Origin of the sequence: Streptomyces sp. NPDC091281, assembly GCF_044757425.1 — a bacterium.
Classification (GTDB): Bacteria; Actinomycetota; Actinomycetes; order Streptomycetales; family Streptomycetaceae; genus Streptomyces.
Map to the genome: position 1 here is coordinate 466,878 of NZ_JBIVUY010000004.1, position 24,766 is coordinate 491,643.

General features: G+C 73.8%; 21 protein-coding genes. 10 read left to right on the forward strand and 11 right to left on the reverse strand.

Going from position 1 to position 24,766, the window contains the following annotated elements:
- Positions 1-125 precede the first annotated feature (125 nt).
- Positions 126-308, forward strand: a complete 183-nt coding sequence (locus ACIQPQ_RS13660; protein ID WP_383769228.1) for a ribbon-helix-helix protein, CopG family — start codon at positions 126-128, stop codon at positions 306-308.
- Between the two features lie 94 nt (positions 309-402).
- On the opposite strand, the gene ACIQPQ_RS13665 is transcribed toward ACIQPQ_RS13660, so the two are convergent.
- Positions 403-1,854, reverse strand: coding sequence for an NCS2 family permease (locus ACIQPQ_RS13665; RefSeq protein ID WP_401303284.1), 1,452 nt, complete (start codon positions 1,852-1,854; stop codon positions 403-405).
- Positions 1,855-2,067: 213 nt separating this feature from the next.
- Here ACIQPQ_RS13665 and ACIQPQ_RS13670 point away from each other — a divergent pair, with 213 nt between their 5' ends.
- The 3 genes from ACIQPQ_RS13670 (at position 2,068) to ACIQPQ_RS13680 (ending at position 5,373) form a co-directional block, all read left to right on the forward strand.
- Positions 2,068-2,358 (forward strand): DUF2530 domain-containing protein, encoded by a 291-nt coding sequence (locus ACIQPQ_RS13670; RefSeq protein ID WP_383769223.1) that lies wholly within the window; start codon positions 2,068-2,070, stop codon positions 2,356-2,358.
- A 90-nt stretch (positions 2,359-2,448) separates the two neighbouring features.
- Positions 2,449-2,856, forward strand: a complete 408-nt coding sequence (locus tag ACIQPQ_RS13675) for a VOC family protein (protein ID WP_401303286.1) — start codon at positions 2,449-2,451, stop codon at positions 2,854-2,856.
- A 126-nt stretch (positions 2,857-2,982) separates the two neighbouring features.
- Positions 2,983-5,373, forward strand: a complete 2,391-nt coding sequence (locus ACIQPQ_RS13680) for an HAD-IC family P-type ATPase (RefSeq protein WP_401303287.1) — start codon at positions 2,983-2,985, stop codon at positions 5,371-5,373.
- 28 nt (positions 5,374-5,401) lie between these two features.
- On the opposite strand, the gene ACIQPQ_RS13685 is transcribed toward ACIQPQ_RS13680, so the two are convergent.
- The 5 genes from ACIQPQ_RS13685 to ACIQPQ_RS13705 form a co-directional block, all read right to left on the reverse strand.
- Positions 5,402-6,205 carry a hypothetical protein gene (locus ACIQPQ_RS13685; protein WP_401303288.1) on the reverse strand — a complete coding sequence of 268 codons (804 nt, stop codon included), beginning with the start codon at positions 6,203-6,205 and terminating at the stop codon, positions 5,402-5,404.
- Between the two features lie 244 nt (positions 6,206-6,449).
- Positions 6,450-7,265, reverse strand: coding sequence for a hypothetical protein (locus tag ACIQPQ_RS13690; protein WP_401303290.1), 816 nt, complete (start codon positions 7,263-7,265; stop codon positions 6,450-6,452).
- Positions 7,266-7,321: 56 nt separating this feature from the next.
- Positions 7,322-8,242, reverse strand: a complete 921-nt coding sequence (locus tag ACIQPQ_RS13695) for a hypothetical protein (protein WP_401303292.1) — start codon at positions 8,240-8,242, stop codon at positions 7,322-7,324.
- 366 nt (positions 8,243-8,608) lie between these two features.
- Positions 8,609-11,779 (reverse strand): sacsin N-terminal ATP-binding-like domain-containing protein, encoded by a 3,171-nt coding sequence (locus tag ACIQPQ_RS13700; protein ID WP_401303293.1) that lies wholly within the window; start codon positions 11,777-11,779, stop codon positions 8,609-8,611.
- Positions 11,780-12,270: 491 nt separating this feature from the next.
- Entirely contained in the window at positions 12,271-13,197 is a 927-nt protein-coding gene (locus ACIQPQ_RS13705) for a DUF3027 domain-containing protein (protein ID WP_401303295.1), read from the reverse strand.
- 411 nt (positions 13,198-13,608) lie between these two features.
- Here ACIQPQ_RS13705 and ACIQPQ_RS13710 point away from each other — a divergent pair, with 411 nt between their 5' ends.
- From ACIQPQ_RS13710 to ACIQPQ_RS13725, 4 genes are all read left to right on the forward strand, one after another.
- Positions 13,609-15,069, forward strand: coding sequence for an MFS transporter (locus ACIQPQ_RS13710; RefSeq protein WP_401303296.1), 1,461 nt, complete (start codon positions 13,609-13,611; stop codon positions 15,067-15,069).
- Positions 15,070-15,188: 119 nt separating this feature from the next.
- The gene (locus ACIQPQ_RS13715; RefSeq protein WP_401303297.1) at positions 15,189-15,701 is read left to right on the forward strand and encodes a DUF2771 domain-containing protein; all 513 of its coding nucleotides are present in this window, start codon (positions 15,189-15,191) and stop codon (positions 15,699-15,701) included.
- Positions 15,671-16,465: a futalosine hydrolase gene (locus ACIQPQ_RS13720; RefSeq protein WP_401303299.1), complete on the forward strand. Its 795-nt coding sequence runs from the start codon at positions 15,671-15,673 to the stop codon at positions 16,463-16,465. The genes ACIQPQ_RS13715 and ACIQPQ_RS13720 overlap by 31 nt, the downstream gene beginning before the upstream one ends.
- Positions 16,455-17,318 carry a 1,4-dihydroxy-6-naphthoate synthase gene (locus ACIQPQ_RS13725; RefSeq protein ID WP_401303301.1) on the forward strand — a complete coding sequence of 288 codons (864 nt, stop codon included), beginning with the start codon at positions 16,455-16,457 and terminating at the stop codon, positions 17,316-17,318. Before ACIQPQ_RS13720 ends, ACIQPQ_RS13725 begins: the two co-directional genes overlap by 11 nt.
- A 67-nt stretch (positions 17,319-17,385) precedes the next feature.
- Here the strand turns inward: ACIQPQ_RS13725 and ACIQPQ_RS13730 are convergent, their stop codons facing one another.
- Positions 17,386-17,769, reverse strand: coding sequence for a cold-shock protein (locus ACIQPQ_RS13730; RefSeq protein WP_383769189.1), 384 nt, complete (start codon positions 17,767-17,769; stop codon positions 17,386-17,388).
- Between the two features lie 164 nt (positions 17,770-17,933).
- Here ACIQPQ_RS13730 and ACIQPQ_RS13735 point away from each other — a divergent pair, with 164 nt between their 5' ends.
- Positions 17,934-18,182, forward strand: a complete 249-nt coding sequence (locus ACIQPQ_RS13735) for a hypothetical protein (RefSeq protein WP_401303303.1) — start codon at positions 17,934-17,936, stop codon at positions 18,180-18,182.
- Here the strand turns inward: ACIQPQ_RS13735 and ACIQPQ_RS13740 are convergent.
- Together ACIQPQ_RS13740 and ACIQPQ_RS13745 are read right to left on the reverse strand one after the other, a co-directional pair.
- Positions 18,161-18,817, reverse strand: coding sequence for an HAD family hydrolase (locus tag ACIQPQ_RS13740; RefSeq protein WP_401303304.1), 657 nt, complete (start codon positions 18,815-18,817; stop codon positions 18,161-18,163). The genes ACIQPQ_RS13735 and ACIQPQ_RS13740 overlap by 22 nt on opposite strands.
- 138 nt (positions 18,818-18,955) lie before the next feature.
- The gene (locus ACIQPQ_RS13745; protein ID WP_401303306.1) at positions 18,956-20,062 is read right to left on the reverse strand and encodes a hypothetical protein; all 1,107 of its coding nucleotides are present in this window, start codon (positions 20,060-20,062) and stop codon (positions 18,956-18,958) included.
- 188 nt (positions 20,063-20,250) lie between these two features.
- Between ACIQPQ_RS13745 and ACIQPQ_RS13750 the strand changes: the two genes are divergently transcribed.
- Positions 20,251-22,899, forward strand: coding sequence for a helicase-associated domain-containing protein (locus tag ACIQPQ_RS13750; protein ID WP_401303308.1), 2,649 nt, complete (start codon positions 20,251-20,253; stop codon positions 22,897-22,899).
- Positions 22,900-22,953: 54 nt separating this feature from the next.
- Here ACIQPQ_RS13750 and ACIQPQ_RS13755 read toward each other — a convergent pair whose 3' ends face one another.
- Both ACIQPQ_RS13755 and ACIQPQ_RS13760 read right to left on the reverse strand, forming a co-directional pair.
- Entirely contained in the window at positions 22,954-23,319 is a 366-nt protein-coding gene (locus tag ACIQPQ_RS13755; protein ID WP_401303309.1) for a hypothetical protein, read from the reverse strand.
- A gap of 2 nt (positions 23,320-23,321) precedes the next feature.
- Positions 23,322-24,587, reverse strand: a complete 1,266-nt coding sequence (locus ACIQPQ_RS13760) for a helix-turn-helix transcriptional regulator (RefSeq protein WP_401303311.1) — start codon at positions 24,585-24,587, stop codon at positions 23,322-23,324.
- Between the last annotated feature and the right edge of the window lie 179 nt (positions 24,588-24,766).

Consider the following 24,766-nt stretch of genomic DNA (forward strand, 5'->3'; position numbering starts at 1 on the left):
AGGGGGAGCGCAGATGCCCGTGATACGCGCCACTGACGCGCCACCATGCCCGTAAATCACTCATACGGGTGATACGTGCGGGGAAGGGCTCCCCGGACCCCGAACCGTGCCGCGACCCTCGTCCCATGGGGACCAGCGTGCTCAGCCTGCGAATAGACCACGACCTGCTCGAACGGCTGCGGGTTCACGCCGCCAAACGAGGGATGAGCGTCCAGGACTACGTGATCCAGACGCTCATCCGCGACGACTTCGACGAGCGGTTCCAGACCGCCGTGGAGGAGACGGAGAAGTTCTACGGGCTCGCCTGAGCCCGTAGGACACGGGACACGGGACACGGGACACGGACACCCTCCGGCCGCCGGTGGTGACCGGGAGACGCCCTCGGCCCCCGGACCTCAGGCCTCAGGTGAGGCCCAGCGCCGGCATCAGGTAGTAGAACGTGAAGACCGCCGCGACCACGTACATCGGGACCGGCACCTCCCGGCCGCGCCCGGCGGCCAGCCGCAGCACCGCGAACGCGATGAAGCCCATGCCGATGCCGTTGGTGATCGAGTAGGTGAACGGCATCATCACCATCGTCACGAAGGCGGGGATCGCGATCGTGTGGTCCGCCCAGTCGATCTCCCTGACCGAACCGGCCAGGATCAGGAAGCCCACCGCGAGCAGCGCGGGCGTGGCCGCCTGCGACGGGACCATGGTGGCGACCGGGGTGAGGAACAGCGCGACGGCGAAGAGGCCGCCGGTGACCAGGTTGGCGACACCGGTCCTGGCCCCCTCGCCGACCCCGGCCGTGGACTCCACGAAGGCGGTGGTGGCGGAGGACGAGGAGGCGCCGCCCGCCGCGACGGCGAGGCCGTCCACGAACAGCACCTTGTTGATGCCGGGCATCTGCCCCTGGGCGTCGGTCAGCTTCGCCTCGTCGCTGACGCCCATGATCGTGCCCATCGCGTCGAAGAAGCACGACAGCAGCACGGTGAACACGAACAGCACACCGGTCAGCACGCCGACCTCGCCGAACCCGCCGAACAGGCTGACCTCGCCGATCAGCCCGAAGTCGGGGGTGGCGACCGGGTTGCCGGGCCACTCCGGGGTGGTCAGGCCCCAGGACGGCACGGTGGCGACCGCGTTGATCAGCAGCGCCAGCGCGGTCATGGCGACGATCGAGATGAGGATCGCGCCGGGCACCTTGCGGACGATCAGCGCCAGCGTCAGCAGCGCGCCGAGGACGAAGACCAGCACCGGCCAGCCGGTGAGGTGGCCGTCGCCGCCGAGCTGGAGCGGGACGGTGGTGTGCGCGGCGTCCGGGATACGGCTGACGAAGCCCGAGTCGACCAGCCCGATCAGCATGATGAACAGGCCGATACCGATGCTGATCGCCTTGCGCAGCCCGAACGGCACCGCGTTCATGACCCGCTCGCGCAGTCCGGTCGCCACCAGCAGCATCACCACGAGACCGGCGAGGACGACCATGCCCATCGCGTCCGGCCAGGACATGCGGGGCGCGAGCTGGAGCGCGACGACGGAGTTCACGCCGAGACCGGCGGCGAGCGCGATGGGCACGTTGCCGATCACGCCCATCAGCAGCGTGGTGAACGCGGCCGTCACACAGGTGGCGGTGACGAGCTGCCCGTTGTCGAGCTGATGCCCGTACATGTCCTTGGCGCTGCCGAGGATGATCGGGTTCAGCACGATGATGTACGCCATCGCGAAGAAGGTGGCGAAGCCGCCGCGCACCTCGCGGGAGAGCGTGCTGCCCCGCTCGGAGATGCGGAAGTGGCGGTCGAGGGCGCCGTACGCGGGCGTGCCGCCCGGTCCTTCGGGCGCGGGAACCCTGGCGGGGGCCAACGGGGACATGCGGAACCTCATCACCAGCGGACGTCGCGGACACGGCCGTACGGGACCGGTTGGTGCTTCCTACGAAGAAAAACGGTCAGAGAGAAACCGTTTCAGTATGAACGTATGAGCGCGCGCAAAGCCATCTCCGCGCGTAGACCGCGTGGGGCGGGGACGGGGGCGGGGCGCGGGGCGGCTCCCGGGGGTGCGCGGGTGGCTCGTAAGCTGTGCCGTATGGCCCCCCAGTTCTCGGGATTCACGCGACCCCCCCAGCACGAGGCGCCGGAGCCCCTGGAGGGCCCGGTGGTCGCCACCGTCACCGGCGGCACGATCCTGTGGTTCGCCCTCTTCCTCGTCCAGCTGCCGTTCTACGGCTGGTTCGACGACCACGGCCACCTGTGGTGGCTGTGGACCTGCCTCGCGGGCGGCGGCCTCGGCCTGATCGGCATCTGGTACGTCCGGGGCCGCGACGCGGCCCTCAAGCGGGCGGCGGCGGAGCGCGCCGACGGCGCACCCGAGAGCTGACGGCCCTTCCCCGCCCCGGACCGACCGCCGTCACGACCGCCGTCCTGCCCGCCCCCGCAGACCCCGTCCGAGTCCCCGGAGGACCGCACCATGGCCGCTGTGTCCCACAAGATCACGCCGTTCCTGATGTTCGAGGGCCGGGCGGAGGAGGCGATGACCTTCTACACGTCCCTGTTCGACGACGCGCGGGTGCTGGACGTCTCCCGCTACGGCGACGAGGGGCCCGGCGCGCCCGGCTCGGTCGTGCGCGCCACGTTCGAGCTGGCCGGTCAGCGCGTCATGTGCATCGACAGCCACGTCGAGCACGCCTTCGGGTTCACCCCGGCCGTCTCCCTCTTCGTCGAGTGCGCCTCCGACGCCGAGCTGGAACGCCTCCACGGGGCGCTCTCGGAGGGCGGCGAGGAGCTGATGCCGCTGGGCTCCTACGGGTTCAGCGCCCGCTTCGGCTGGGTCAACGACCGCTTCGGCGTCTCCTGGCAGCTGAACCTGGCCGCCTGACGTCCGACCCCGGCGGGTGGCGACGCCCGCGGCTGTAGTACCTGGGCACGAGCGGGGTCCTCCGCAGGTCGGAACTTGGGGGCTTCCGGCGGGTGCGGGCAGCGGTCCGCACGTACCGTCGAGGGCATGACCCACACCGACGCCGCCGCCCCCGCCGTCCCGGCGACCGGACTCAGCTCCGCCGAGGTCGAGCAACGGGTGGCGCGCGGTCAGGTCAACGACGTGCCCGTGCGCAGCAGCCGGTCGGTCGGGGAGATCGTCCGGGCGAACGTCTTCACCCGGTTCAACGCGATCATCGGCGTCCTCTGGGTGATCATGCTGGGGGTCGCGCCGATCCAGGACAGCCTGTTCGGGTTCGTCATCCTCGCCAACACCGGCATCGGCATCGTCCAGGAGTGGCGGGCGAAGAAGACCCTGGACTCGCTCGCAGTGATCGGCGAGGCGCGGCCCACGGTCCGCCGTGACGGGCGGGCCGTCGAGGTCGGCACCTCCGCGCTCGTCCTGGACGACGTGATCGAGATCGGGCCCGGCGACAAGATCGTGGTCGACGGGGTGTGCGTCGAGGCGGACGGTCTGGAGATCGACGAGTCGCTGCTGACCGGCGAGGCCGACCCGGTGGTGAAGCATCCCGGCGACGAAGTGATGTCGGGCAGCTTCGTGGTGGCCGGCGGCGGCGCCTTCCGCGCCACGAAGGTGGGCCGCGAGGCCTACGCCGCCCAGCTCGCCGAGGAGGCCTCCCGCTTCACCCTCGTCCAGTCCGAGCTGCGCACCGGCATCTCCACGATCCTCAAGTACGTGACGTGGATGATGGTCCCGGCCGCGATCGGGCTGGTCATCACCCAGCTGGTGGTGAAGGAGAACGACTTCAAGGACTCCGTGGCGCGCACCGTCGGCGGCATCGTGCCGATGGTCCCGGAGGGGCTCGTCCTGCTGACCTCGGTCGCCTTCGCGATCGGCGTGGTGCGGCTGGGCCGCCAGCAGTGCCTGGTGCAGGAGCTGCCCGCCATCGAGGGCCTGGCCCGCGTCGACACCGTCTGCCTGGACAAGACGGGCACGCTCACCGAGGGCGGCATGGACGTCACCGAGGTCCGCGTCCTGGACGGCGGCGACCCGGCGTACGTGCACCGGGTGCTCGGCGCGCTCGGGGCGTCCGACCCGCGGCCCAACGCCTCCCTCCAGGCGATCGCCGCCGCCTACCCGGACGCCGGGGCGTGGCGGCGCACGGCGGCGCTGCCGTTCTCGTCGGCCCGCAAGTTCAGCGGGGCCGCGTTCGAGGAGGCCGGGGAGAACGGGAAGGCCGGCGGGGGCGAGGCGCGTACGTGGCTGCTGGGCGCCCCCGATGTGCTGCTGGGCGCCGACGATCCGGCGCTCGCGGAGACGGAGCGGCTGAACGAGCAGGGGCTGCGGGTGCTGCTGCTGGCGCGGGCCGGGCGTCCGCTGGACGACGCCGATCCGGCGCGGGGGGCGCGGGCCGCGGCGCTGGTGGTGCTGGAGCAGCGGCTGCGGCCGGACGCCGCGGACACGCTGCGGTACTTCGCCGAGCAGAACGTCCACGCGAAGGTCATCTCCGGCGACAACGCGGTGTCGGTGGGCGCGGTCGCCGCGAAGCTGGGGCTGGACGGCCGGGCGGTCGACGCGCGGCGGCTGCCGGGCGCGCCGGAGGAGATGGCGGCGGCGCTGGACGAGGGCACGGTGTTCGGGCGGGTCACGCCGCAGCAGAAGCGGGACATGGTGGGGGCGCTCCAGTCGCGGGGGCACACGGTCGCGATGACCGGCGACGGTGTCAACGACGTGCTGGCGCTGAAGGACGCCGACATCGGGGTCGCGATGGGCTCGGGGTCGGAGGCGACGCGGGCGGTGGCGCAGATCGTGCTGCTGAACAACAGCTTCGCGACGCTGCCGTCGGTGGTGGCGGAGGGCCGCCGGGTCATCGGGAACATCACGCGGGTGGCGACGCTGTTCCTCGTGAAGACGGTGTACTCGGTGCTGCTGGCGCTGCTGGTGGTGTGCTGGCAGGTGGAGTACCCGTTCCTGCCGCGCCATCTGACGCTGCTGTCGACGCTCACCATCGGGGTGCCCGCGTTCTTCCTGGCCCTGGCCCCGAACAAGGAGCGGGCGCAACCGCACTTCGTGCGGCGGGTGATGCGGTACTCGATCCCCGGCGGTGTGCTGGCGGGGGCGGCGACGTTCGTGACGTATCTGGTCGCGCGGCACCACTACACCGGGGACGGGGCGCTGGAGGCGGAGACGAGCGCGGCGACGCTGACGCTGTTCCTGATCTCGATGTGGGTGCTGGCCATCATCGCCCGCCCGTACACGTGGTGGCGGGTGCTGCTGGTGGCGGCGATGGGCGGGGCGTTCGTGCTGGTGCTGGTGGTGCCGTGGCTCCAGGACTTCTTCGCGCTGAAGCTGGTCGGGATGACGATGCCGTGGATCGCGGTGGGTATCGCCGTGGTGGCGGCGGCCGTCCTGGAGCTCCTGTGGAGGCTGGTCGACCGCCGCGCACCGGCCGCCTGAGGCGGCGGGCCCGGTCTCCCGGTGCGGACTACTTCACGTCGACGAAGTCGGCGGCGGCGCTGACCGGGGCGGTGGTGCCGGTGCCCGCGAAGGAGTAGCGGTAGTAGCCGTCCGCGGACGCCTTGACCGTGGTCTTGAGGGTGCCGGTGGAGCTGGTCTTGACCGTCTTGACGGTGGTGTAGGTGCTGCTGCCCTTCTTACGGAACTGGAGCTTCACCGACTGCCCCGCGTATCCGGCGTACGCGTTGCTGTCCCAGTTGGCGCGGGAGAGCTTGCCCGTGACGGTGAGGGTCTTGCCCTTCTTCACCGGCTCCGGCGTCGCGTTCACCGTGAGCTTGCCCTGCCGCAGGACCTTGGCGGTGCCGAGGTTGCCCTTCCAGGTGGGGCCGCCGTCGTCGGTGGCCGCGACGGCGCCGAGCTTCCAGGTGCCCGCGCGGTCGTTGGAGAGGTCGATGTACTCCTCGGCGTGCTTCGGGTAGAAGGGGATCTTCCCGGTGCACTTGAGGACCGTCGACGAGGCGGTGGTGCACTTGGCGACGTCGTCGACACCCAGCATGTCGTCCGCGCCCTCGCCGACGTTGGTGCCCCGGTAGAGGAACGGCACGACCGCGAGGGTGCGCGGGTCCAGGGAGGCCGGCTTCTTCAGGGTGAACGTGGCGGTCGCGGTGACCTTGCCCGTCGTGCCGACGACGACGCTCTTGCCGCCGTTCAGCTTGAAGTCGGAGAAGGTGACGGCGGGCCCGGACGGAGCGGCCTGCGCGGCCGGGACGGCGAGAGCGGAGACGGCGAGAGCGCCGGAGGCGGCGGCGATCACGAGAGCGCGGATGCGCATGTGTGTTTCCCCCATACAAAACGATGTGGTCATGGTGCGGTCTTGGTGCGTTCTTGGGAGTCCGTTGACTCATCAACAGAGATGCGTGAGGGGCGCCCGCAGTTGCAGAGGATCACGAAAAAATACGAGAAGTGCGGATGTGGGAAGGCCCCCTCCGTCTGGGGAGGGGGCCTTCCCGGCGCCCGGCGCGTGGTGCCCGGCGCGTGGCGCGCATGTGGTGCGGGGGTGGTGCGTGGGGCGCGGCTTACTTCACGTCGACGAAGTCGGCGGCGGCGCTGACCGGGGCGGTCGTCGAGGTGCCCGCGAAGGAGTAGCGGTAGTAGCCGTCCGCGGACGCCTTGACCGTGGTCTTCAGGTTGCCCGTCGACCCCGTCTTGACCGTCTTGACGGTCGTGTAGGTGCTGCTGCCCTTCTTACGGAACTGCAGCTTCACCGACTGGCCCGCGTACCCGGCGTACGCGTTGCTGTCCCAGTTCGCGCGCGACAGCTTGCCCGTGACGGTGAGGGTCTTGCCCTTCTTCACCGGCTCCGGCGTCGCGTCGGTGGTCAGCTTGCCCTGCCGCAGGACCTTCGCGGTGCCGAGGTTGCCGGCCCACTTGATGTCGTCCGCGCTGGAAGCGTCGGTGGCGATGGCGAGCGCGCCGACCTTCCAGGCACCGGCCTGGCCGTTGTCGAGGTCGTCGAAGTCACCGGCCGACTTGGGGCGGAACTGGAGCTTCGCGCTGCACTTGAGCACGGTCGAGGAGGACGCGGTGCAGGTGCCCGCCTCGTCGCCGAAGATCGACGGCGAGGTCTCGCTGAGCGTGGCGCCGCGGTAGAGGACCGGGCCGTGCGCGACCTTGTTGATGTTGAGGCTCGCGGGCTTCTTGATCGTGTAGGTGACCTTGACGGTCACCTTGGTGGTCGGGCCGACCACGACGGCCTTGCCGCCGTTGACCGAGACGCCGGAGAAGGTGACGGCGGGCGCGGCGGTCGGCGCGGCCTGCGCGGCCGGGACGGCGAGGGCGGAGACGGCGACCGCGCCGGAGGCGGCGGCGATCACGAGGGCGCGTATGCGCATGGGTGTGTTCCTGTGGGTGGAGGGGGTGGGTGTGCGGGAGGGGTGGCCCGGTCGGGTCACCTCACGTCGACGAAGTCACCGGCGGCGCTGACGGCCGGGGTGGTCGACGTGCCCGTGAAGGCGTAGCGGTAGTAGCCGTCCTGGGAGGCCTTGACCGTGGTCCTGAGGGTGCCCGTGGAGCTGGTCTTCACCGTCTTGACGGTGGTGTAGGTGCTGCTGCCCTTCTTACGGAACTGCAGCTTCACCGACTGGCCCGCGTATCCGGCGTAGACGTTCTTCTCCCAGTTGGCGCGGGAGAGCTTGCCCGTGACGGTGAGGGTCTTGCCCTTCCTGACCGGCTCGGGGCTCGCGTTGACCGTCAGCTTGGACAGGCGCTGGAGCCTGGTGGTGGTGAGGCGGTCCTGCTGGACGTAGCCGACCTTGCTCCAGTCGATGTCCTCGATGGGGCCCTCGACGTCCTGGCCGTTGAAGTCGTAGGCGTAGCCGAGCGCCTTGAAGGTGGTGGCGTCGGAGTTGAGCAGCTCGCCGTCGCCGGGGTAGATGTCGATCGCGGCCTTGCAGGAGGCGACCGTGGCGGAGACGGTGGAGCAGACCGGCCACTCGTCGCCGAGGAGGACGTTCTCCGGGCGGTCCACGGAGCCGCGGTAGATCACCAGGTCGAACAGGGCGTCCGCGGCCTTCGGGTTGTAGTCCGCCGGGTGGTTCAGGCGGAAGGTGACCGGGACGGACTTCTTGGCGGTGGTGCCGACCACGATCGGCTTGCCGCTGTTGATCTTCACGGAGCTGAACGACACGTTCAGCGGGTACGGCGCGTCGGTGGAACCGGTGAACGGCGTCTTGCCGGAGCCGAAGGCGGGACCGGCCTGGAGCAGGTCCGTCTTGCTCGGCGGGCCGTCGGCGGCGGTCGCCGCCGGTACGGCCAGTGCGGACAGGGCCAGGGCGCCGGTGACGGCGGCCACGGTGGCTCGTATGCGCATGTGTGTCCCCAGTGAGGAGGGGGCCGCGCCGGGCGGAGTACGCCGACGGCGGGCCCACGTCGTGATGAGCCTGAGGGCTCGCGTGATCAGATGCGCCATGGCCGGAAAAGGTTGTACGGCCCGACGCCTCTCACCTGCCGCGACGTCCCGCAGGAGGGCGAAACGACCATGACGGCCGGTTCGCTGAGGGAGACTCGCGAAGATCGCCGATGGTTGCACGCCACGGGGAGGAAATACGGGGGATGTGTGAAGGCGCGGCGGCGGGCCTCACCGGAGGGGCGGGGCGGGGCGGTGGGAGCGTGAGAGCGCCCGCCGTCCCGTGGGCGGGGAGGGCGGGCGCTGTCGTCGGAGAGGTGGGGCGGAGGGTCAGTCGAACCAGCGGTCGCGGGCCAGTTCCGGGGTGCGGGACGGGTCCTCCAGGAGGGCGGCGACCTCGAAGCGGCGCGGCCACTGGCGGGCCGCCCAGGCGAGGCCCGCGGCGACCCCCTCCAGGGTCGCCGCGTGCAGCACGCCGTCGTCGGTGAGACGCCAGTCGATGTCGACGCCGTCCACGACCAGCTCCTCGTGCTCGACGTAGGAGTCGGGAGTACGCGGGCCGAGGAGGACACGGACGGCGTCCGGGACCTCGTGCGAGGTGCCCTCGGAGTCGACCCGGCCCGTGACGGACTCGCTCAGCCGCCGCACCTGGAACAGCTCCGCCAGCTCGGCCGCGCGCGCCGGGCGGACCGGGAGCAGGGGCACGCCCCCGGTGAAGGCCAGCAGGTCGGGCGAGTCCACGACGACCGCGTCGGCGGCGTCCACCACCTCGACCCGGCCGTCGACGACCGCGCGCAGCTCGTCCGGCAGGGTCACCTGCTCCGGGTCCAGGTCGGCCAGGGCGCCGTAGAGGCCGTGGAGCTGGGCCGCGGTGACCGGGCGGTCCGGGTCGGCGAGACGGTCGAGGAGTTCGGCCGCGCCGCCCGGCTCGTCGAGGAGCGCCGCCACCGACGTGCGGACGCCGAGGGCGCGCAGGACCTGCTCGTCGTCGAAGCCGGTCGCGTCGGCCTCGTCGTAGAGGCCGTGCAGCAGCGGGTCTCCCCCGGCGGCCAGCAGACCGGCCGGGCGGCGGCCGTCGAGGACCGGGTTCCCGCGCAGCCACCACGCCGTGTACGGGCGGACCACCTCATGGGTGCCGTCGGGCAGCAGGACGCGCAGCGGCTGTGTGAGGGCGTCGCGCAGCGGCGGCCGGGCGAGCAGGGCCAGCGCCTGCGGCCAGCGGTCCTCGTCGACGAGGTCGAGGTCGCGGACGGCGAGGAGTTCCGTGGCGACCGGCGGGACCGGGCTGTCGGGGAACCGGTCCAGGACGTCCTCGCACCACACGTCCACCGCGTCCAGCAGGCCCGCGTCGTCCGGTTCCGCGAAGTCGCCCTCGCGGGGCTCCAGTTCGTTCGGGTCGAGGACGACGTCGGTGGCGCGGACCAGGGTGAAACCGGCGAGCACCCCACAAGCGGCCAGGGGCTGTTCGCCCCACCTGTCGGCCAGCTCCCGGTCCACGGAGGCGAGTTCGTCCTCGCGGACCACCTCCGCGAACGCGCTGCCGGGCAGCAGGAGTTCACCGGCGGGCGCCAGTTCGCCGTCCTCGTCGGGCAGCGCCAGCGCGCCCAGCCACGGCTCGTCACCCGGCTCCAGGCCCGCGTCCCGCACCAACGCCAGCACGGCGTCGGCGAGTTCCTCGGCGTCCAGGGTGTCCGGCTCGTCCCAGGCGCCGCCGTCGTCGTCCAGCGAGGCGGCCACCGCCGCACGGACCTGCGGGGTGGTGAGCACCGCGCGCGGCGTCGCGGGCAGCGCCCCCAGCTTCTCCAGCAGGGGATGCGCCGCGTCCGGGTGGGCGACCTTCAGACCCAGGCGGGCCAGGACCTCGGGGTCGACACCCGCGACCCCGCTCGCGGTGCCGTCCGTGGACGGGGCGGGCAGCAGGATCTGGCGGGGGCCGACCGTCGTGCGGCCGTCGGCCAGCGGCACCGGCAGCCCCGAGAGGCGGTCCGGGTCGACCCCGGCGAGGCTGTCGTACAGCCGGTACCACCACTCCGGGTCCTTCTCCAGGCCCGCCAGCCGGTCGACCGCGTCCGCCAGCGGGACACGGGCCACCCCGAGGGTGCGCAGCTCCGCCCGGCGCTCCAGCCCGGCGGGCAGCAGCGTCGGCAGCACCTCCGCGAGAACCCGTACGGTGTCCGCGCCCGCGCCCTCGACGACCTCCGCGTCCCGCGGGCGCAGCGCCTCCGGCAGCGCGTCCCGGTCACCGGGGACCGGCGGCAGGGCGGGCGGCAGGAACGCGGTGCGCGGCAGCCGGTCCAGGATCGCCTGCCGCAGCGCGCCGTCCAGCTCGCCCCGGCCCAGCGCGCCCGGCACCAGACCGATGACGCCGACCGTCACCGGCCGCCAGGCGGCGAGGAGTTCGGCGTACGCGTCCGCCGCGCACCGCACGAGATGGTCGGTGAGCGGGCCGGGTGCCGCGTGCCGGCGGGTGGGGTCCAGCGGGAACGACGCGATGAGCAGCGCGGGCACCCCGAGCGGCTCGTCGCTCGGGGTCGGCGCGTGCACGACCGGGCTGGTACGGGGGCGGGCGGGCGCGCCGTCCGCGTCCACCGGGACCGCCCAGGTCACCGACCAGTGGGGGCGCAGCCGCTCCTCCACCGGGCGGTCCGCGAGCAGCTCCGCGGTGAGGGGGCCGTGCGCGGCGGCGATCCGCCAGCGGGTGTCGCCGTCACGGCTGTCCGACACGACCGTGAGGTCACCGTCCGCCGTACGGCGCAGCGTGCGCGGGGCCGCGTCACCGACCTCGATCACCACCTCCGCCAGGCCCGGCAGGGCCAGCAGGAGCGCGTCGTCGACGGCGGTGAGGAGACGCTCGGCGAGGTCGGCCGCGGCGGCGTCGCGCAACGGCAGGATGACGGCCGTGTCGTAGCCGTCGGGGGCGGTGCCCTCGGCGGCGAACGGCAGCCGCAGCAGCGGGACATGGCCCTCGCGGCGGCGGATCTCGTCCCCCAGGCCCGGACTGTGGCGGGCGGTCTCCGCGGCCAGCACGCGGGCCTCTCCGAGGGCCCAGCGGACGCCCCCGTGGCGGCCCACCACGGCCGGGTCGTCGGTGACGGAGAGGACGGCGGCGAAACCGACACCGAAACGGCCCACGGCCGCCTGGGGCGTCGTCGCGTCCTCCGAGGCCCCTCGCTTCGCCGAGGCGCGGAGAGTGGAGAGGGACTCGACGCCCGCCGCGTCCAGCGGGGCGCCGGTGTTCGCCGCCACCAGGACACCCTCGCGGAGCGTCAGCCGCAGCCGGCCCGGGACACCCGCGCGGGCGGCGGCGTCCGCCGCGTTCTGGGCCAGCTCCACGACGAGGCGGTCGCGGTAGCCGCCGAGGACGAGGTCCTCCTCCGCGTTGGCGTCCTCGCGGAAGCGGGCGGGGCTGGTGGCCCAGGCGTCCAGTACGCCGCGGCGGAGGCGGGCCGTCCCGAAGGGGTCGGCGCCCTCGGGGGCGGGTCGTACGAACTTGGTGCTCACGTCGGTTCACTCTCCTCATCACCGAGGGCACGAAGGTACCGCGCTGGGGGGTGAGGGGGGTTTGGGCGGGGAGGGGGGTGGTGTGGTGCGGGTGGGTGGTGCGGTGCGGGTGGGTGGGGGCTGGTCGCGCAGTTCCCCGCGCCCCTGTCGACCACGGCGAGTGGTCCCGTGCGGGCCGTGGGGGCTGGGCGCGCAGTTCCCCGCGCCCCTGGGGACCACCGGTGGGTGATGCGGTGCGGGCCGTGGACGGCCGGTCGCGCAGTTCCCCGCGCCCCTGGGGAGGCCAGCGTGGGTGGTCGTGTGCGGGTTGTGGGGGGCTGGGCGCGCCGTTCCCCGCGCCCCCGGGGGGGCGGCCGTGGGGGGTCATGTGCGGGCTGGGGGGTGGGGCTGGGCTGTTTGGGGGCGCGGGGAACTGCGCGGGTGACCACGGGCGGGCGGGAGCCGACGACGTACCGGAAGCCCCCGGAGGGCGGCGCGCCCGCCCGGAGGGCTTACGCGTGGCCCAGTTCCGCGGATTCCTCGTCGGGGGTCGACGGGACCGAGCCCGAGTCGGGGGACGGGCGGAGGGGGAACGGGTCCACCTCGTTCTCGTCGACGACGGGCGCCGGCGGGCGCGGCGGCTTCGGCATGACCGCCGCCTCCGAGTGCCCGCCGCAGCCGTACGCCAGGGAGACCACGCGGCCGTCGGCCGGGGAGAACTCGTTGGCGCAGACACCGAAGGCCTGGCCGAGGGAGCCGCCGATCGGGTTGAGGAAACCGCAGCTGACACAGGTCGCCGGGGCGGCCTGCGCCATCGGGGTCTTCGCACCGAACGCCTCCTCCCAGCGGTCGGCGGAGGCGTACAGCCCGTACCGGGACAGCACGCGGGCCCGCCGCATGCCGAGTTCCTCGGCGATCGAGGCGATCGACCCGACGGCGGGCGCCACCGGCAACTCGGCGGGCGGACCCGCCGTCACCTCGGCGTCCTCCGCCTCCACCAGCTCGGCCATCTCCTCCGAGACGGCGGAGTTCGGCGGCGGGGCGTCCTCGCCCGTGTAGCCGGGCTCCAGACGGAGATCCTCCGCGTCGGTGGGCAGCAGGTCGCCGGGGCCGAGGTCGCCGGGGCGCAGCCGCTCGCTCCACGGCACCCACTCGGGGGCGAGGACCGCGTCGGGGCCGGGCAGCAGGACGACCTCGTCCAGCGTGACGACCTTGGCGCGCGAGGCCCGCGCGACCGTGGCGGCCCAGCGCCAGCCCCGGTAGCCCAGCTCCTGGCAGGCGAAGAAGTGGGTCACGACTCGGTCGCCCTCGGCGAGGACGCCCACGTGCTCACCGACCACGCCGGGCGCGGCGGCCTCCTCTGCCGCCGCACGGGCGAGGTCGACGGCCTCGGCGCACAGGCGGTCGGGGGTGCGGCTTCGCGTGGTCGCTGCGCTCACAGGTATCGCTTCTCTCCTACGCCGTCACTCGGGTGCGGTCGCCACCGGCGGCGGAGCGGACGGAGCGGACCTGCGGGCCGCGTCGACGTCCGCGTCCGATCGCTCACGGACGCACCTGTGCCATCCATTGTGGGGGATGGCTGAGATACGCACGCTACCTGTTCGCGGGCGCTGCGCCCACACCGACGGTCCTTCTGCGGCCTTCCGCGCCGACTTTCCCACCGCCCGGCCCGCCCTCCCCGGCCCGCGCGGCCGGGGCCGCACGGCGCGTCCACGGCCCCGTACGGGCCACCCCGTGGGGGGAATCCGTGCCGCGCCCGGCCGGGACACGCCCGGCCGCCGACCGGAATGTGCGCGGTCGTACGCGCGGTAACCGCGCTACACCCGGCCGTCTCGGGGCACTATGACGGGGTGGCAGCCGCGAGAACACCCCAGGACGCCACCGGGACCGGTGGGTCCCAGGGGCTCCGGGAGCACCGGGAGCACAGCGCGAGGGAGGGGGACAGGGTGAGTGGTCCGGGCCGGGTACGCAACGGGCCCGTCCGCGCGGTCGGCCGCGCCCTGCGCCTGCCCTTCACCGGCACCGCGCGCGGTATCCGCAAGGCCACCCACGCGCACGGCGCGGGCGAGTCCGGCCTCGGCAAGCTGATCGAACTGCACGCGGTGAACGGCGCGGGCGACGTCATGATCACCGTGGCGCTCGCGTCGACCGTGTTCTTCTCCGTCCCCACCGACGAGGCGCGCGGCCGGGTCGCCCTCTACCTCGCCATCACGATGGCCCCCTTCACCCTGCTCGCCCCGGTGATCGGCCCCCTCCTGGACCGGCTGCCGCACGGCCGCCGCGCCGCGATGTCCGGGGCGATGCTGGCGCGGGCCCTGCTGGCGCTGGTGCTGTCCGGCGCGGTCGTCACCGGCAGCCTCCAGCTCTACCCGGCGGCCCTCGGCGTCCTCGTCGCGTCGAAGGCGTACGGCGTGGTGAGAAGCGCCGTCGTGCCACGGCTGCTGCCGCCGGGGTTCTCGCTGGTGAAGGCGAACTCGCGGGTCACCCTCGGCGGCCTCCTCGCGACGGGCGTCGCCGCCCCCATCGGCGCGGGCCTCCAGGCCCTCGGCCCCCGCTACCCCCTCTACGGCGCCTTCGTGATCTTCGTGGCGGGTACGTTCCTGTCGTTCTCCCTGCCCCGCAAGGTCGACTCCGCCAAGGGGGAGGACCGGGCGCTGCTCGCGGCGGACGAGGACCACCTGCACGGCCCGCACCGGCAGCCCGTGAAACGGCCGGGCCTCAGGACCGTCGGCATCGCCGTGACCCACGCGCTGGGCGCCAACGCGGCGCTGCGCTGGCTGTCGGGGTTCCTCACGTTCTTCCTGGCGTTCCTGCTGCGGGAGCATCCGCTGACCGGGCAGAGCGCGGCGGTGTCGCTGGGCATGGTCGCCGTCGCGGCGGGCCTCGGCAACGCGCTCGGCACCTCGGTCGGGGCCGCGCTGCGCTCGCGGGCCCCGGAACTGATCATCGTGACGGTGGTGGCGGTGGTGCTGGGCGCCGCGATCACGGCGGCGGTCTTCTTCGGCGCGTTCCTCGTGGCCTGCCTGGCCGCGGTCGCGGGCTTCTCCCAGGCCCTGTCCAAGCTGTCCCTGGACGCACTGATCCAGCGGGACGTCCCCGAACTGGTCCGCACCTCGGCGTTCGCCCGCTCGGAGACGCTGCTCCAGGTGTCCTGGGTCTTCGGCGGCGCGGTCGGCATCGCCATGCCGCTGAACGGCGCCCTCGGCCTCTCGATCGCCGCCGCGGTCGTCGCCGTCGGCTGGACCACCACCGCCCGCGGCCTCGTCGGCTCGGCCCGCCACGGCGGCAAGCCACGCCCGCGGGTGGCGTGAGCGGCGCCCGTACCGCGGCCCCCGCCCCCCCCCGTGCCGCGTCACCCCGTGGCCGTAACCCGGGGCCACGCCGCCCCCCACGTAGAGGGACGGCCCGGCGTGCCCGATAGCCTTCGGGCATGACCTCGATGCCTCGCGGCGCAGCCGCAGATGCGCTCCGCGTCGTGCGACGCCGCCGTGCCGTCGCCGTCGCCGGTGCCGTTTCCGCCGGACTGCTCGTCCTGTCGGCCTGTGACAAGCCGACCCCCATGTCCACGATCACGGTCGGCGACACCTCGGTCAGCTCGGAGGCCACCTGCGGCGGCGAGGGCGACACCCTCCAGGCCGCGGCCATCGCGAAGTGCCTGAAGGACAAGGACATCAAGACGATCACCGTCGACCCGGACGAGACGGTCCGCTTCGGCGTCGACCCCGACGTCGCCGACGACCGCTGGACGATCTGGATGAACGGTCAGCCGCTCACCGAGGACAGCGGCAAGACGTACCGCACGATCCCCGGCAGCGTCTTCTTCAACGCCCAGTACGGTGCCCAGGGCGACTCGACCCTCGTCACCATCAAGGCGGGCGACGGGAAGACGAACAGCCAGGCGGTGACCGGCCTGTGGTCGTTCGAGCTCAAGAAGGACGCCTGACCACGTCCGGCGCACCGGCCGCCCCCGGCTCCCGCGTCCTGATCGCCACCGCCGTCGCCGCCGAGCGGGACGCGGTGGCGCGGGCGTTCCCCGCCCTGCCCGCCCGCGTCGCGCACCGGCCGGGCGTCACCCTGCACCGGCTGGGCGACCGGCTGGACCTGCTGGCCGCCGGGGTCGGCCCGGCGGCGGCCGCCGCGGCCGTCTCCGCCGCGCTGACCGCCGCCGCCCTCGACGGAGACGGTGAGGGTGCCGGTGCCGGGGGCCGGTACGGGCTGGTGGTGTCGGCCGGGATCGGCGGCGGCTTCGCCCCCGGCGCGCCCGTCGGCTCCCTCGTCGTCGCCGACGTGATCACCGCCGCCGACCTGGGCGCCGACAGCCCCGACGGGTTCCTGCCGGTCACCGAGCTGGGCTTCGGCCGGGTCAGCCACCACCCGCCCCGCTCCCTGGTCCGCCGCACCGCCGACGCGACCGGCGCCGCGACCGGGACCGTACTGACCGTGTCGACGGTCACCGGCACCGCCGCCCGCGCGGACGCGCTCCGCGCCCGCCACCCGCACGCCCTGGCCGAGGCCATGGAGGGCTTCGGCGTCGCCGAGGCGGCCGACGCGCACGGCGCGGCCGTCCTGGAGATCCGCGCGGTCTCCAACCCCGTGGGCCCCCGCGACCGCGCCGCCTGGCGCATCGGGGACGCCCTGGCGGCCCTCACCGCGGCCTTCGGGAAGCTCGCACCCGTCCTGGAGAGTTGGAACCGGCATGACCAGTGACCCGCAGTCCCTGCGCATCGCGTACTCGCCCTGCCCCAACGACACCTTCGTCTTCGACGCCCTCGCCCACGGCCGCGTCCCCGGCGCGCCCGCCCTCGACGTGACCTTCGCCGACATCGACGTCACCAACGGCCTCGCCGAACGCGGCGGCGACGACCCGCACGACGTGCTGAAGGTGTCGTACGCCGTCCTGCCGTACGTCCTCGGCACGTACACGCTGCTGCCCTGCGGGGGCGCGCTCGGGCGGGGGTGCGGGCCGCTGGTGCTGACCCGGGAGCCGGGCACCGACCTGACCGGGCGGACCGTCGCCGTGCCCAGCGAGCGGTCGACGGCGTACCTGCTGTTCCGGCTCTGGGCGGCGGACGTGCTGCCGGACGGGGTCGGCGAGATCGTCGTCCTGCCGTTCCACGAGATCATGCCGGCCGTCCGGGACGGCAAGGTCGACGCGGGCCTCGTCATCCACGAGGCACGGTTCACGTACCAGGAGTACGGCCTGCACAAGCTGGCCGACATGGGCGAGCACTGGGAGGCCACGACCGGGCTGCCGATCCCGCTCGGCGCGATCATCGCGAAGCGGTCCCTGGGCACCGAGACCCTGACCGGCCTCGCGGACGCCGTCCGCGCCTCGGTACGCGCCGCGTGGGAGACACCCGAGGTGTCCCGGCCGTACGTCATGGAACACGCGCAGGAGATGGACCCGGCCGTCGCGGACCAGCACATCGGGCTGTACGTCAACGAGTTCACGGCGGATCTCGGCGAGGACGGCTACGCGGCCGTACGCGGACTGCTCACCCGCGCGGCGGCCGAGGGACTGGTACCGCCCCTCGGCCCGGACGCGCTCACGTTCCCCTGAATTACCGCGAGCCGGGCGCCTTTTCGGACGCCCGGCCGGAACACACCTGCCGCAAGTCGGCGGACGGTCAGACGTCCAACTGGTCGGCCACGGCGCGCAGCAGACCCGCGATCTTCTTGCCGGAGGTCTTCTCCGGGTAACGCCCCTTCTCCAGCATCGGAGTGATGTTCTCCAGAAGAGTCGTCAAATCCTGGACGATGGAGGCGAGTTCATCGGGCTTCTTGCGCTGGGCGGCGGCGACCGAGGGCGTCGGATCAAGCATCACGACGGACAGCGCCTGGTCACCACGCTGCCCGGCCACGACACCGAACTCCACGCGCTGGCCCGGCTTCAGTGTCTCCACACCGGCGGGGAGGACCGAGGAATGGACGAAGACGTCACCGCCGTCGTCCCGGGAGAGAAAGCCGAAGCCCTTCTCACTGTTGAACCACTTGACTTTGCCGGTAGGCACGTCTGTCCTCGTCCTCGTACTTGTCGGAAAACTGCTTCTGAAACGGCTCGTGACAACACCGAGGCGGGTCGACCCTGACCCGCCGGTACTCAGGCTAATGGTCTTCCGCCGGGTGACAAGACGTCCCCGGCTTGTTCCTTCGGGCTGGGAACTACCCTGGTCGGGTGCGTGACAAAACCCAAACGAATTCCGCCGCGGCCGGTGACCGACTGATCCGGGCCGGAGCCGTCGTCTTCTTCGTCGGCGCGGTGGCCACGCTCGTCACGGTGGCCCCGCTCCTCTTCGACGCGAAGCCCTTTCCGACGTTCATGTTCGGCCTGAGCATGCTGATGGGCGTCGGATTCCTCATCGCCGGGGCGGGGGTGCTGCGCTCGGCCGCCGCGGGACGCCGTCAGGCGCGGGCCGCGCGGTAGGCCGCGAGCCATTCCGGGAAGGCGGTGAGGTCGGCGAGGACGACGTCGGCGCCCGCCGCCCGCAGCTCGTCCGCGTCGCACGGGCCGGTGGGCACGGCCACCGACAGCGCCCCGGCCGTGCGGGCGCCGCGTACGTCGCCGACGTGGTCGCCGACGTACACCGTCGCGCCGTGCTCGCGCAGCGCCACCGCCTTCTGCTCGGCCCACAGGTCGCCGACGACCGCGTCGGGCTCGATGCCGAGGTGCGCCAGGTGCAGCTTCGCGTTGGGCTCGTGCTTCGCGGTGACCACGACCGCCCGGCCGCCCGCCGCCCGCACCGCCGCGACCGCCTCCCGCGCGCCGGGCAGCGCGGGCGTCGGCGCGATGGCGATCGACGGGTACATCGACCGGTACAGGTCGGCCACCGCCGGTACCTCCTCCGCCGGGAACCAGCGCACCAGCTCGTCCGCGAGCGGGGGCCCCAGCCGGGTCACGGCCTGGTCGGCGTCGACGAACACCCCGGTCCGCTCGGCCAGCGCCACGTAGCAGGCGTGGATACCGGGGCGGGAGTCGATGAGCGTCATGTCGAGGTCGAAGCCGACCGTGGGGGCGGTGGAGGCGGGCGCGGTGGTGGTGGGGGTGGGTTCGGTGGCCATATGGGTCATTGTGCCCAGCGGGGGTGAGGCGGGGGGAGTGGGCCTCCCTCCGCCCCACTGGTGACGGTCCGGGGCGCCTGCGGTGCTGGTCCCGTCCCGTCGGCGCCCAGGCCCGTGCGTACGCCGTGCCGCGGCCGCCTACGCCTTGCCGCCGCGCTGGGAGCGCCAGACGAGGAACAGGGCCGTGGTGATCGCCGCGCCGCGCAGGACCCAGGGCCAGGTCTCGGCGACCGCGTCGTTCATCCGGCCGTCGGCGATCGGGTCGCCCCAGCGGCCCTCGGTACGGCCCCACAGCCAGAGCAGCCCGGCCGCGACCGACAGGCCGGGGAGGCCGAACAGCGCGAGCTTCGTCTCGGTGTCGGTCAGGCGGCGGGACGCCCAGGCGATGAGCCAGCCGACGGCCAGGGCGAGCCAGTTGCCGAGGACCGCGCCCGCGACCAGGCAGAGCGCGGCCAGCAGGAGCAGCGGGTTGGTCCAGCGGGGGCCGGTGGCGGCGGCAGCGGCGGCCGGGCGGGGGGACGACGGGCGGAGGAGGCGGCGCAGGCCGGACCCGGCCGCCTTCTTCTGCTCGACGACCGCCGCCCCTTCCGCGGCCTTCTCCGCCTCGGCCCGTTCCTTCTCGCGTTGCCGCAGGGTCGCCAGTTCCCGCGCTTCCTCCTCCTCGCGGCGCAGGGTGGCCGGGGACTTCAGCATGTCCGCGATCTCGATGCCGCCGACGAAGCCGGTGATGCCGTCGCCGAGGTCGAGGACGCCGCTGTCGTCGCCGCTGCCGGGACCGTCGTCCTTGCGCCACCAGTCGGGCCCGCCCGGACGCGGCCCGGCGGGGACGGAGTCGGCGGGGACGGACGGCGCCGGGGCGTCCTGGGGCGGGTCGGAGCGGGGCCGCGGCAGGGGCACGACCCGGCGCAGTCCCTTGCGCGGCGGGTCGGTCTTCTCCGCCTCCCGCTCGTCGCGCCGGTCGCCCTGGGCGCGCTGGGTGGGGACGGCCGCGGTGGGGGCCTCGGGGACCGGTGCGCGGGTGCCGTCGGCGGCGGCGACCACGTCGTCGGGGCTGCCCAGCCGGTCCAGGATGCGGCGGACCGCGGCCGGGCTGTCGACGGGTGTCCTGGCGCGGCGCCGGTCGATCTCGTTGCGCAGCTCGGACACCAGCCGCATGCGCGTGGCCGACGACAGCTGCTGCTGGTGCGCCACGTCACCGACCCGGCTCAGATACTCGTAGACGACCTGGTCGCTCTCGATACCCACGAAGTCCCCTCCGGGGCGGCTGCCTTGGATGAGCCCCGTGACACGACGTTAGCGCAGGAGGCGGCCTGTGCGGCGGGGTGCGGGGGCACACCGCCGCACCCCGGCACTCCGGTCTCCCCCTCCGCCGGAGGCGTCGGCATTCTGCGGCGCACCGGGTGCGGCGCGCCGCACCCGCTACCGTTGACAGGATGAGCAGCGACGAGAAGACCGCGGCCCCGCGTTCGCTCGCGGAGGCGCTTCGCGTCCGGGACGACGCGTCCCTGGCCGCGCTCCTGCGCGCCCGCCCCGACCTCATCACCCCCGTCCCGACGGACCTGACGCAGCTCGCCACCCGTGCGGGCACCCGTGCCTCCGTGGTGCGCGCGCTGGAGCGGCTGGACCGGTTCACCCTCCAGAGCGCGGAGGCGCTGGCCGTCGCCGGGGAGCCCGCGTCGTACGACGAGCTGCTCGGGCTGATGGGCGGGGACGAGCGGGACCCGGCGGTGGCCGCCGCGCTGCCGGGGGCGGTCGCGGTGCTGCGCGAGCAGGCCCTCGTGTGGGGCGACGACGCCCGGCTGCGGCTGGTGCGCACCGCGCGCGAGCTGCTCGCGCCGTCGCCGCAGCACCCCTCCCCCACCGGCCTCGGCCCGTCCGTGCCGGAGGCCACGGCGGGGATGTCGCCGGGCCGTGTCCAGGAGATCGTGGCGGCGGCCGGGCTGCCGTCGACGCACGACGCGGTGTCGGCGGCGACCGCGCTGTCCGCGCTGTTCTCGCAGCGCCGGAAGATGAAGGCGCTGCTCGCGAAGGCCCCGGCGGACTCCCTGGACGTGCTGGAGCGGCTGGTGTGGGGGCCGCCGTACGGGCAGGTCACCGCCGATCCGGCGCCCCGGCTGCGGTGGCTGCTGGACCGCGGGCTGCTGCTGCCGACCGCGCCCGGCACGGTCGTACTGCCCCGCGAGGTCGCCCTGCACCTGCGGGGCGGGCGGGCGCACCGCGCGCCCGAGCCGGTGCCGCCGGTCGTGGCGGCGGCGGCCACGCACGCGCCGAAGGTGGTGGACGCGACGGCGGCCGGGCAGGCGTACACGGCGCTGGCCACCGTCGAGGAGCTGCTGAAGGACTGGGACGAGGGCGGGCCCGCCGTGCTGCGCGCGGGCGGGCTGAGCGTGCGCGACCTCAAGCGGACGGCGGTCGCGCTGGACGCGTCGGAGCCGGTGGCCGCGTTCTGGGTGGAGCTGGCGTACGCGGCCGGGCTGATCGCCTCCGACGGCGAGGCCGACGAGCGGTACGCGGCGACCCCGGCGCACGACGAGTGGCGGGAGCTGCCCGCGGCCGAGCGGTGGGCGGTGCTGGCGCGGGCCTGGCTGACGGCGACCCGTACGGCGGGCGTGGTCGGCGGCCGGGACGCGAAGGACCGCGCACTGTCGGCACTGGGCCCCGGCCTGGACCGGTCGGCGGCGCCCGAGGTACGGCACCGGGTGCTGGCGCTGCTGGCCGCGCTGCCCGAGGGCGGCGCGCCGGACGCGGAGTCGGTGCTGGCCCGGCTGGGCTGGGAGCGCCCGCTGCGCGGCCCCCAGCGCGAGGACGACCTGCGTTCCCGGCTGGCCCGCTGGACCCTGACCGAGGCGGAGCTGCTCGGGGTGACCGGGCGGGGGGCGCTGTCGGCACACGGGCGGGCGCTGCTCGGGGCGGGACGGACCCCCGGAGGTCCTGCGCCGACGGGGACGACGAGGGCGACGGCGGCACAGTCCCCCGCCTCCCCTGCCTCCACCCCCGCCCCCGCCCCCGGCTCCGACTCCGACTCCGGTCCCGGGGACAAGCTCCCCGCCCCGCACCACCGCACGACCGCCGCCCCACCCCCGGTCCCCTCCGCCCTCTCCCCCGCCGAGCAGGCGACCGCCGCCGCGACCGCCGCGAAGCTGCTCGCGCCGCTGCTCCCGGAGCCGCTGGACCACGTCCTGCTCCAGGCAGACCTGACGGCCGTGGCGCCCGGCCCGCTGCACCGGCCGCTCGCGGACGCGCTGGGCGTCCTCGCCGACGTGGAGTCGAAGGGCGGCGCGACCGTCTACCGGTTCACGCCCGCCTCCGTACGGCGTGCCCTGGACGCGGGCCGCAGCGCGTCCGACCTGCACGCGTTCCTCGCGGCGCACGCGCGGACGCCGGTGCCGCAGCCGCTGGCGTACCTGATCGACGACGTGGCCCGCAGACACGGTCATCTGCGGGTGGGCGCGGCGTCGGCGTACGTCCGCTGCGACGACGACGCGCTGCTCAACGAGATCCTCGCCGACAAGCGGTCCGCGGCGCTGCGGCTGCGGCGGCTCGCGCCGACCGTGCTGGCCGCGCAGGCGGACCCGGCGGCCCTGCTGGAGGGGCTGCGGGCGATGGGGTACGCGCCCGCCGCGGAGTCCGCCGAGGGCGACGTCCTCATCACCCGCGCCGACGCCCACCGCACCCCGCCGCGCACCGCGCCCGTACCGGTGCCGGACGGCCCGCCCGCCCCGGACGGGACGCTCCTGACGGCCGCGATCCGGGCGATCCGCGCGGGCGACCTGGCCTCGACGGCGCCGCGCAAGGCGGGCCCGACGGCGGACGCGACCGGCGCGGCCTCCCTCGCCCCCGGCGCCCTCCCCCGCACCTCGGCGGCCGAGACCCTGGCCACCATGCAGGCCGCCGTCCTCACCGGCGCCGCCCTGTGGATCGGCTACGTCAACGCCGAGGGCGGCGCCAGCCAGCGCGTCATCGCGCCCGTCCGGGTCGAGGGCGGCTTCGTGACGGCGTACGACCACACGGCGGACGAGGTCCGCACGTACCCGCTGCACCGGATCACGGGGGTGGCGGAACTGGCGGACGGGGAGATGTAGCGCCACCGGGGCGGGGGCCCGCACCCCGAGTTCCTCCCCGAGCGCGGTCCGCGATCAGCCCGGTGTCTTCTCGATGGCCTCGAAGATGTCGGCGTCGGTCTCCTGCTGCCAGGCCGGGAGGTCGGGCCAGTCGGCCACGTAACCCGGCTTGGGGTCCTCGAAGTGCTTGAACATCTGGGCCGTCCAGCACGTCGCGACGAAGCGGCTCTTCTGTTCGCGCGACAGCCGGGCCGCGGTGCCGCCGCTGATCTCGACGAAGTGGCGGACCTGCTCGTACACGGAGCCCGCCGCCTCGCGCTCCCACTGCGGGGTGTCGTCCCAGGGGGTCACGTATCCGGCCTTCGGCTCTCCGGGGAAGTGCCGCCGGACTCCCGCGATCCAGGCTTCCCGGAACAACCGCGCACCCTCGGTCTGCGACATGCCTAGCCCTCTCGTGACGGCGTGCTCAGGACGGCGATCTCCGCCCCCAGTTCCGCCACGCGGTGGTCGCGGCTCACGGGACCGAACTCGTCGCACAGGGCTCGGAGTCTACGGGCGACATAGCCGGACCCGGAGGCGCGGGCCATGTCGACGGCTTCCCGGCCGTACGCCACGGCCTGTTCGACATCACGCCGTCTGGCACCGATCGCCGCCAGGTCGGTGAGGACCGCTCCCCGTCGACGGTACGACTGTCCGGGCGCCAGAGCCGGCTGTCGCAGAGCCTCCGTCAGGACATGCTCCGCCCGGTCGAGGCGGCCCAGTTGGACGTAGCGCGAGCCCCGTTCCTCTGTCAGACGCGCTCCGTCGAAGCGGAGCCATCCACCGCCCGCGCTCTGCGCGGTGAGGTCGCGAACCGTCTCTGCCCGGTCCATGGCGCGTTCGCACGCGTCCACGTCGCCCAGACCGGCGCTCGCCTCGGCCTGGACGGACGCGACCCAGTGCCGGGTAGCGAGGCCGCTGTCCCCTCGGCGGGCCAGTCGTTCGGCCGCGCCGAGCACCTGCGCGGCCTGCCGGTACCGCCGCTCGGACAGGTCGACGTAGGCGTGACGGACGAGCGCGCAGGCCCACAGGTCGTACGCGTCGGCGTCCTTGCTGACCGATGCGGCGAGCGCGTACGAAGCAGCCGCCTCGGAGTATCGATTGCCGTCGAACGCCACCTCCCCGGCCAGCTGAAAGAGGTCGGCAGCCGCATGCAACAGGACTCGCGCACTGCCGCGGTTGTTCGCGAGCGCTTCGTTCAGAGTCGTCAACTGGTCCCGGACGACGGGATGGACAGCGCCTTTGGAACGAGCCATCTGATACACCTGCCAGAGGTGTTGGTTCATTCGCGCGAAGTCGGCCGGAATTCCGCGGCGGACGCCCTCGGTCAGGGCTTCGGCCTCCTCGACCGGCAGGACGGTCAGGGCCCCGCTGACCGTCAGTATGCGAAGGAACTCACGGCGGATCATCTCGTCGGTGCCTCCCGCACTCGGGGTGTCACTGAACTGGCGCCCGACAGCTTCCTGGCCTGCGGCTTTGGGAGACTTCAGCAGGACGTCCACCTCTCGGAGGCTGACTTCGAGGGCGGCGGCCAAGCCTCGTCGCTGGGGTGGCTGCGGGGCGACTCTGCCGCTTTCCCAGCGTCCGACCGTCGTACGGTCCACGCCGAGTAAGTGGGCCAGACGTTCCTGACTGTAACCCAGAGCCCTGCGTCGTTCCGCCAGGTGCATGGGGCCCCTTTCGCGCGGTCGCGATCTCTCCGGTGCCATGCACCGACCTGCCTCAAGACTGCCGCATTACTGCCGTGGAGACCTCCGATTCCTTTGGCTTTCCTGGATGTTGCCCGGACAGGAAAGCGGGATTCACGGAGGAGTGTGGCCATGACCATGAGCAGCAAGGTTCCCTCACG

Excerpts from the sequence above, each read along its gene's own strand:
- ACIQPQ_RS13680 (WP_401303287.1), top strand. The coding sequence starts at position 2,983 with ATGACCCACACCGACGCCGCCGCCCCCGCCGTCCCGGCGACCGGACTC.
- ACIQPQ_RS13685 (WP_401303288.1), bottom strand. The coding sequence starts at position 6,205 with ATGCGCATCCGCGCTCTCGTGATCGCCGCCGCCTCCGGCGCTCTCGCC.
- ACIQPQ_RS13675 (WP_401303286.1), top strand. The coding sequence starts at position 2,449 with ATGGCCGCTGTGTCCCACAAGATCACGCCGTTCCTGATGTTCGAGGGC.
- ACIQPQ_RS13760 (WP_401303311.1), bottom strand. The coding sequence starts at position 24,587 with ATGCACCTGGCGGAACGACGCAGGGCTCTGGGTTACAGTCAGGAACGT.
- ACIQPQ_RS13670 (WP_383769223.1), top strand. The coding sequence starts at position 2,068 with ATGGCCCCCCAGTTCTCGGGATTCACGCGACCCCCCCAGCACGAGGCG.
- ACIQPQ_RS13690 (WP_401303290.1), bottom strand. The coding sequence starts at position 7,265 with ATGCGCATACGCGCCCTCGTGATCGCCGCCGCCTCCGGCGCGGTCGCC.
- ACIQPQ_RS13665 (WP_401303284.1), bottom strand. The coding sequence starts at position 1,854 with ATGTCCCCGTTGGCCCCCGCCAGGGTTCCCGCGCCCGAAGGACCGGGC.
- ACIQPQ_RS13740 (WP_401303304.1), bottom strand. The coding sequence starts at position 18,817 with ATGGCCACCGAACCCACCCCCACCACCACCGCGCCCGCCTCCACCGCC.
- ACIQPQ_RS13725 (WP_401303301.1), top strand. The coding sequence starts at position 16,455 with ATGACCAGTGACCCGCAGTCCCTGCGCATCGCGTACTCGCCCTGCCCC.
- ACIQPQ_RS13715 (WP_401303297.1), top strand. The coding sequence starts at position 15,189 with ATGACCTCGATGCCTCGCGGCGCAGCCGCAGATGCGCTCCGCGTCGTG.
- ACIQPQ_RS13660 (WP_383769228.1), top strand. The coding sequence starts at position 126 with ATGGGGACCAGCGTGCTCAGCCTGCGAATAGACCACGACCTGCTCGAA.
- ACIQPQ_RS13750 (WP_401303308.1), top strand. The coding sequence starts at position 20,251 with ATGAGCAGCGACGAGAAGACCGCGGCCCCGCGTTCGCTCGCGGAGGCG.
- ACIQPQ_RS13695 (WP_401303292.1), bottom strand. The coding sequence starts at position 8,242 with ATGCGCATACGAGCCACCGTGGCCGCCGTCACCGGCGCCCTGGCCCTG.
- ACIQPQ_RS13755 (WP_401303309.1), bottom strand. The coding sequence starts at position 23,319 with ATGTCGCAGACCGAGGGTGCGCGGTTGTTCCGGGAAGCCTGGATCGCG.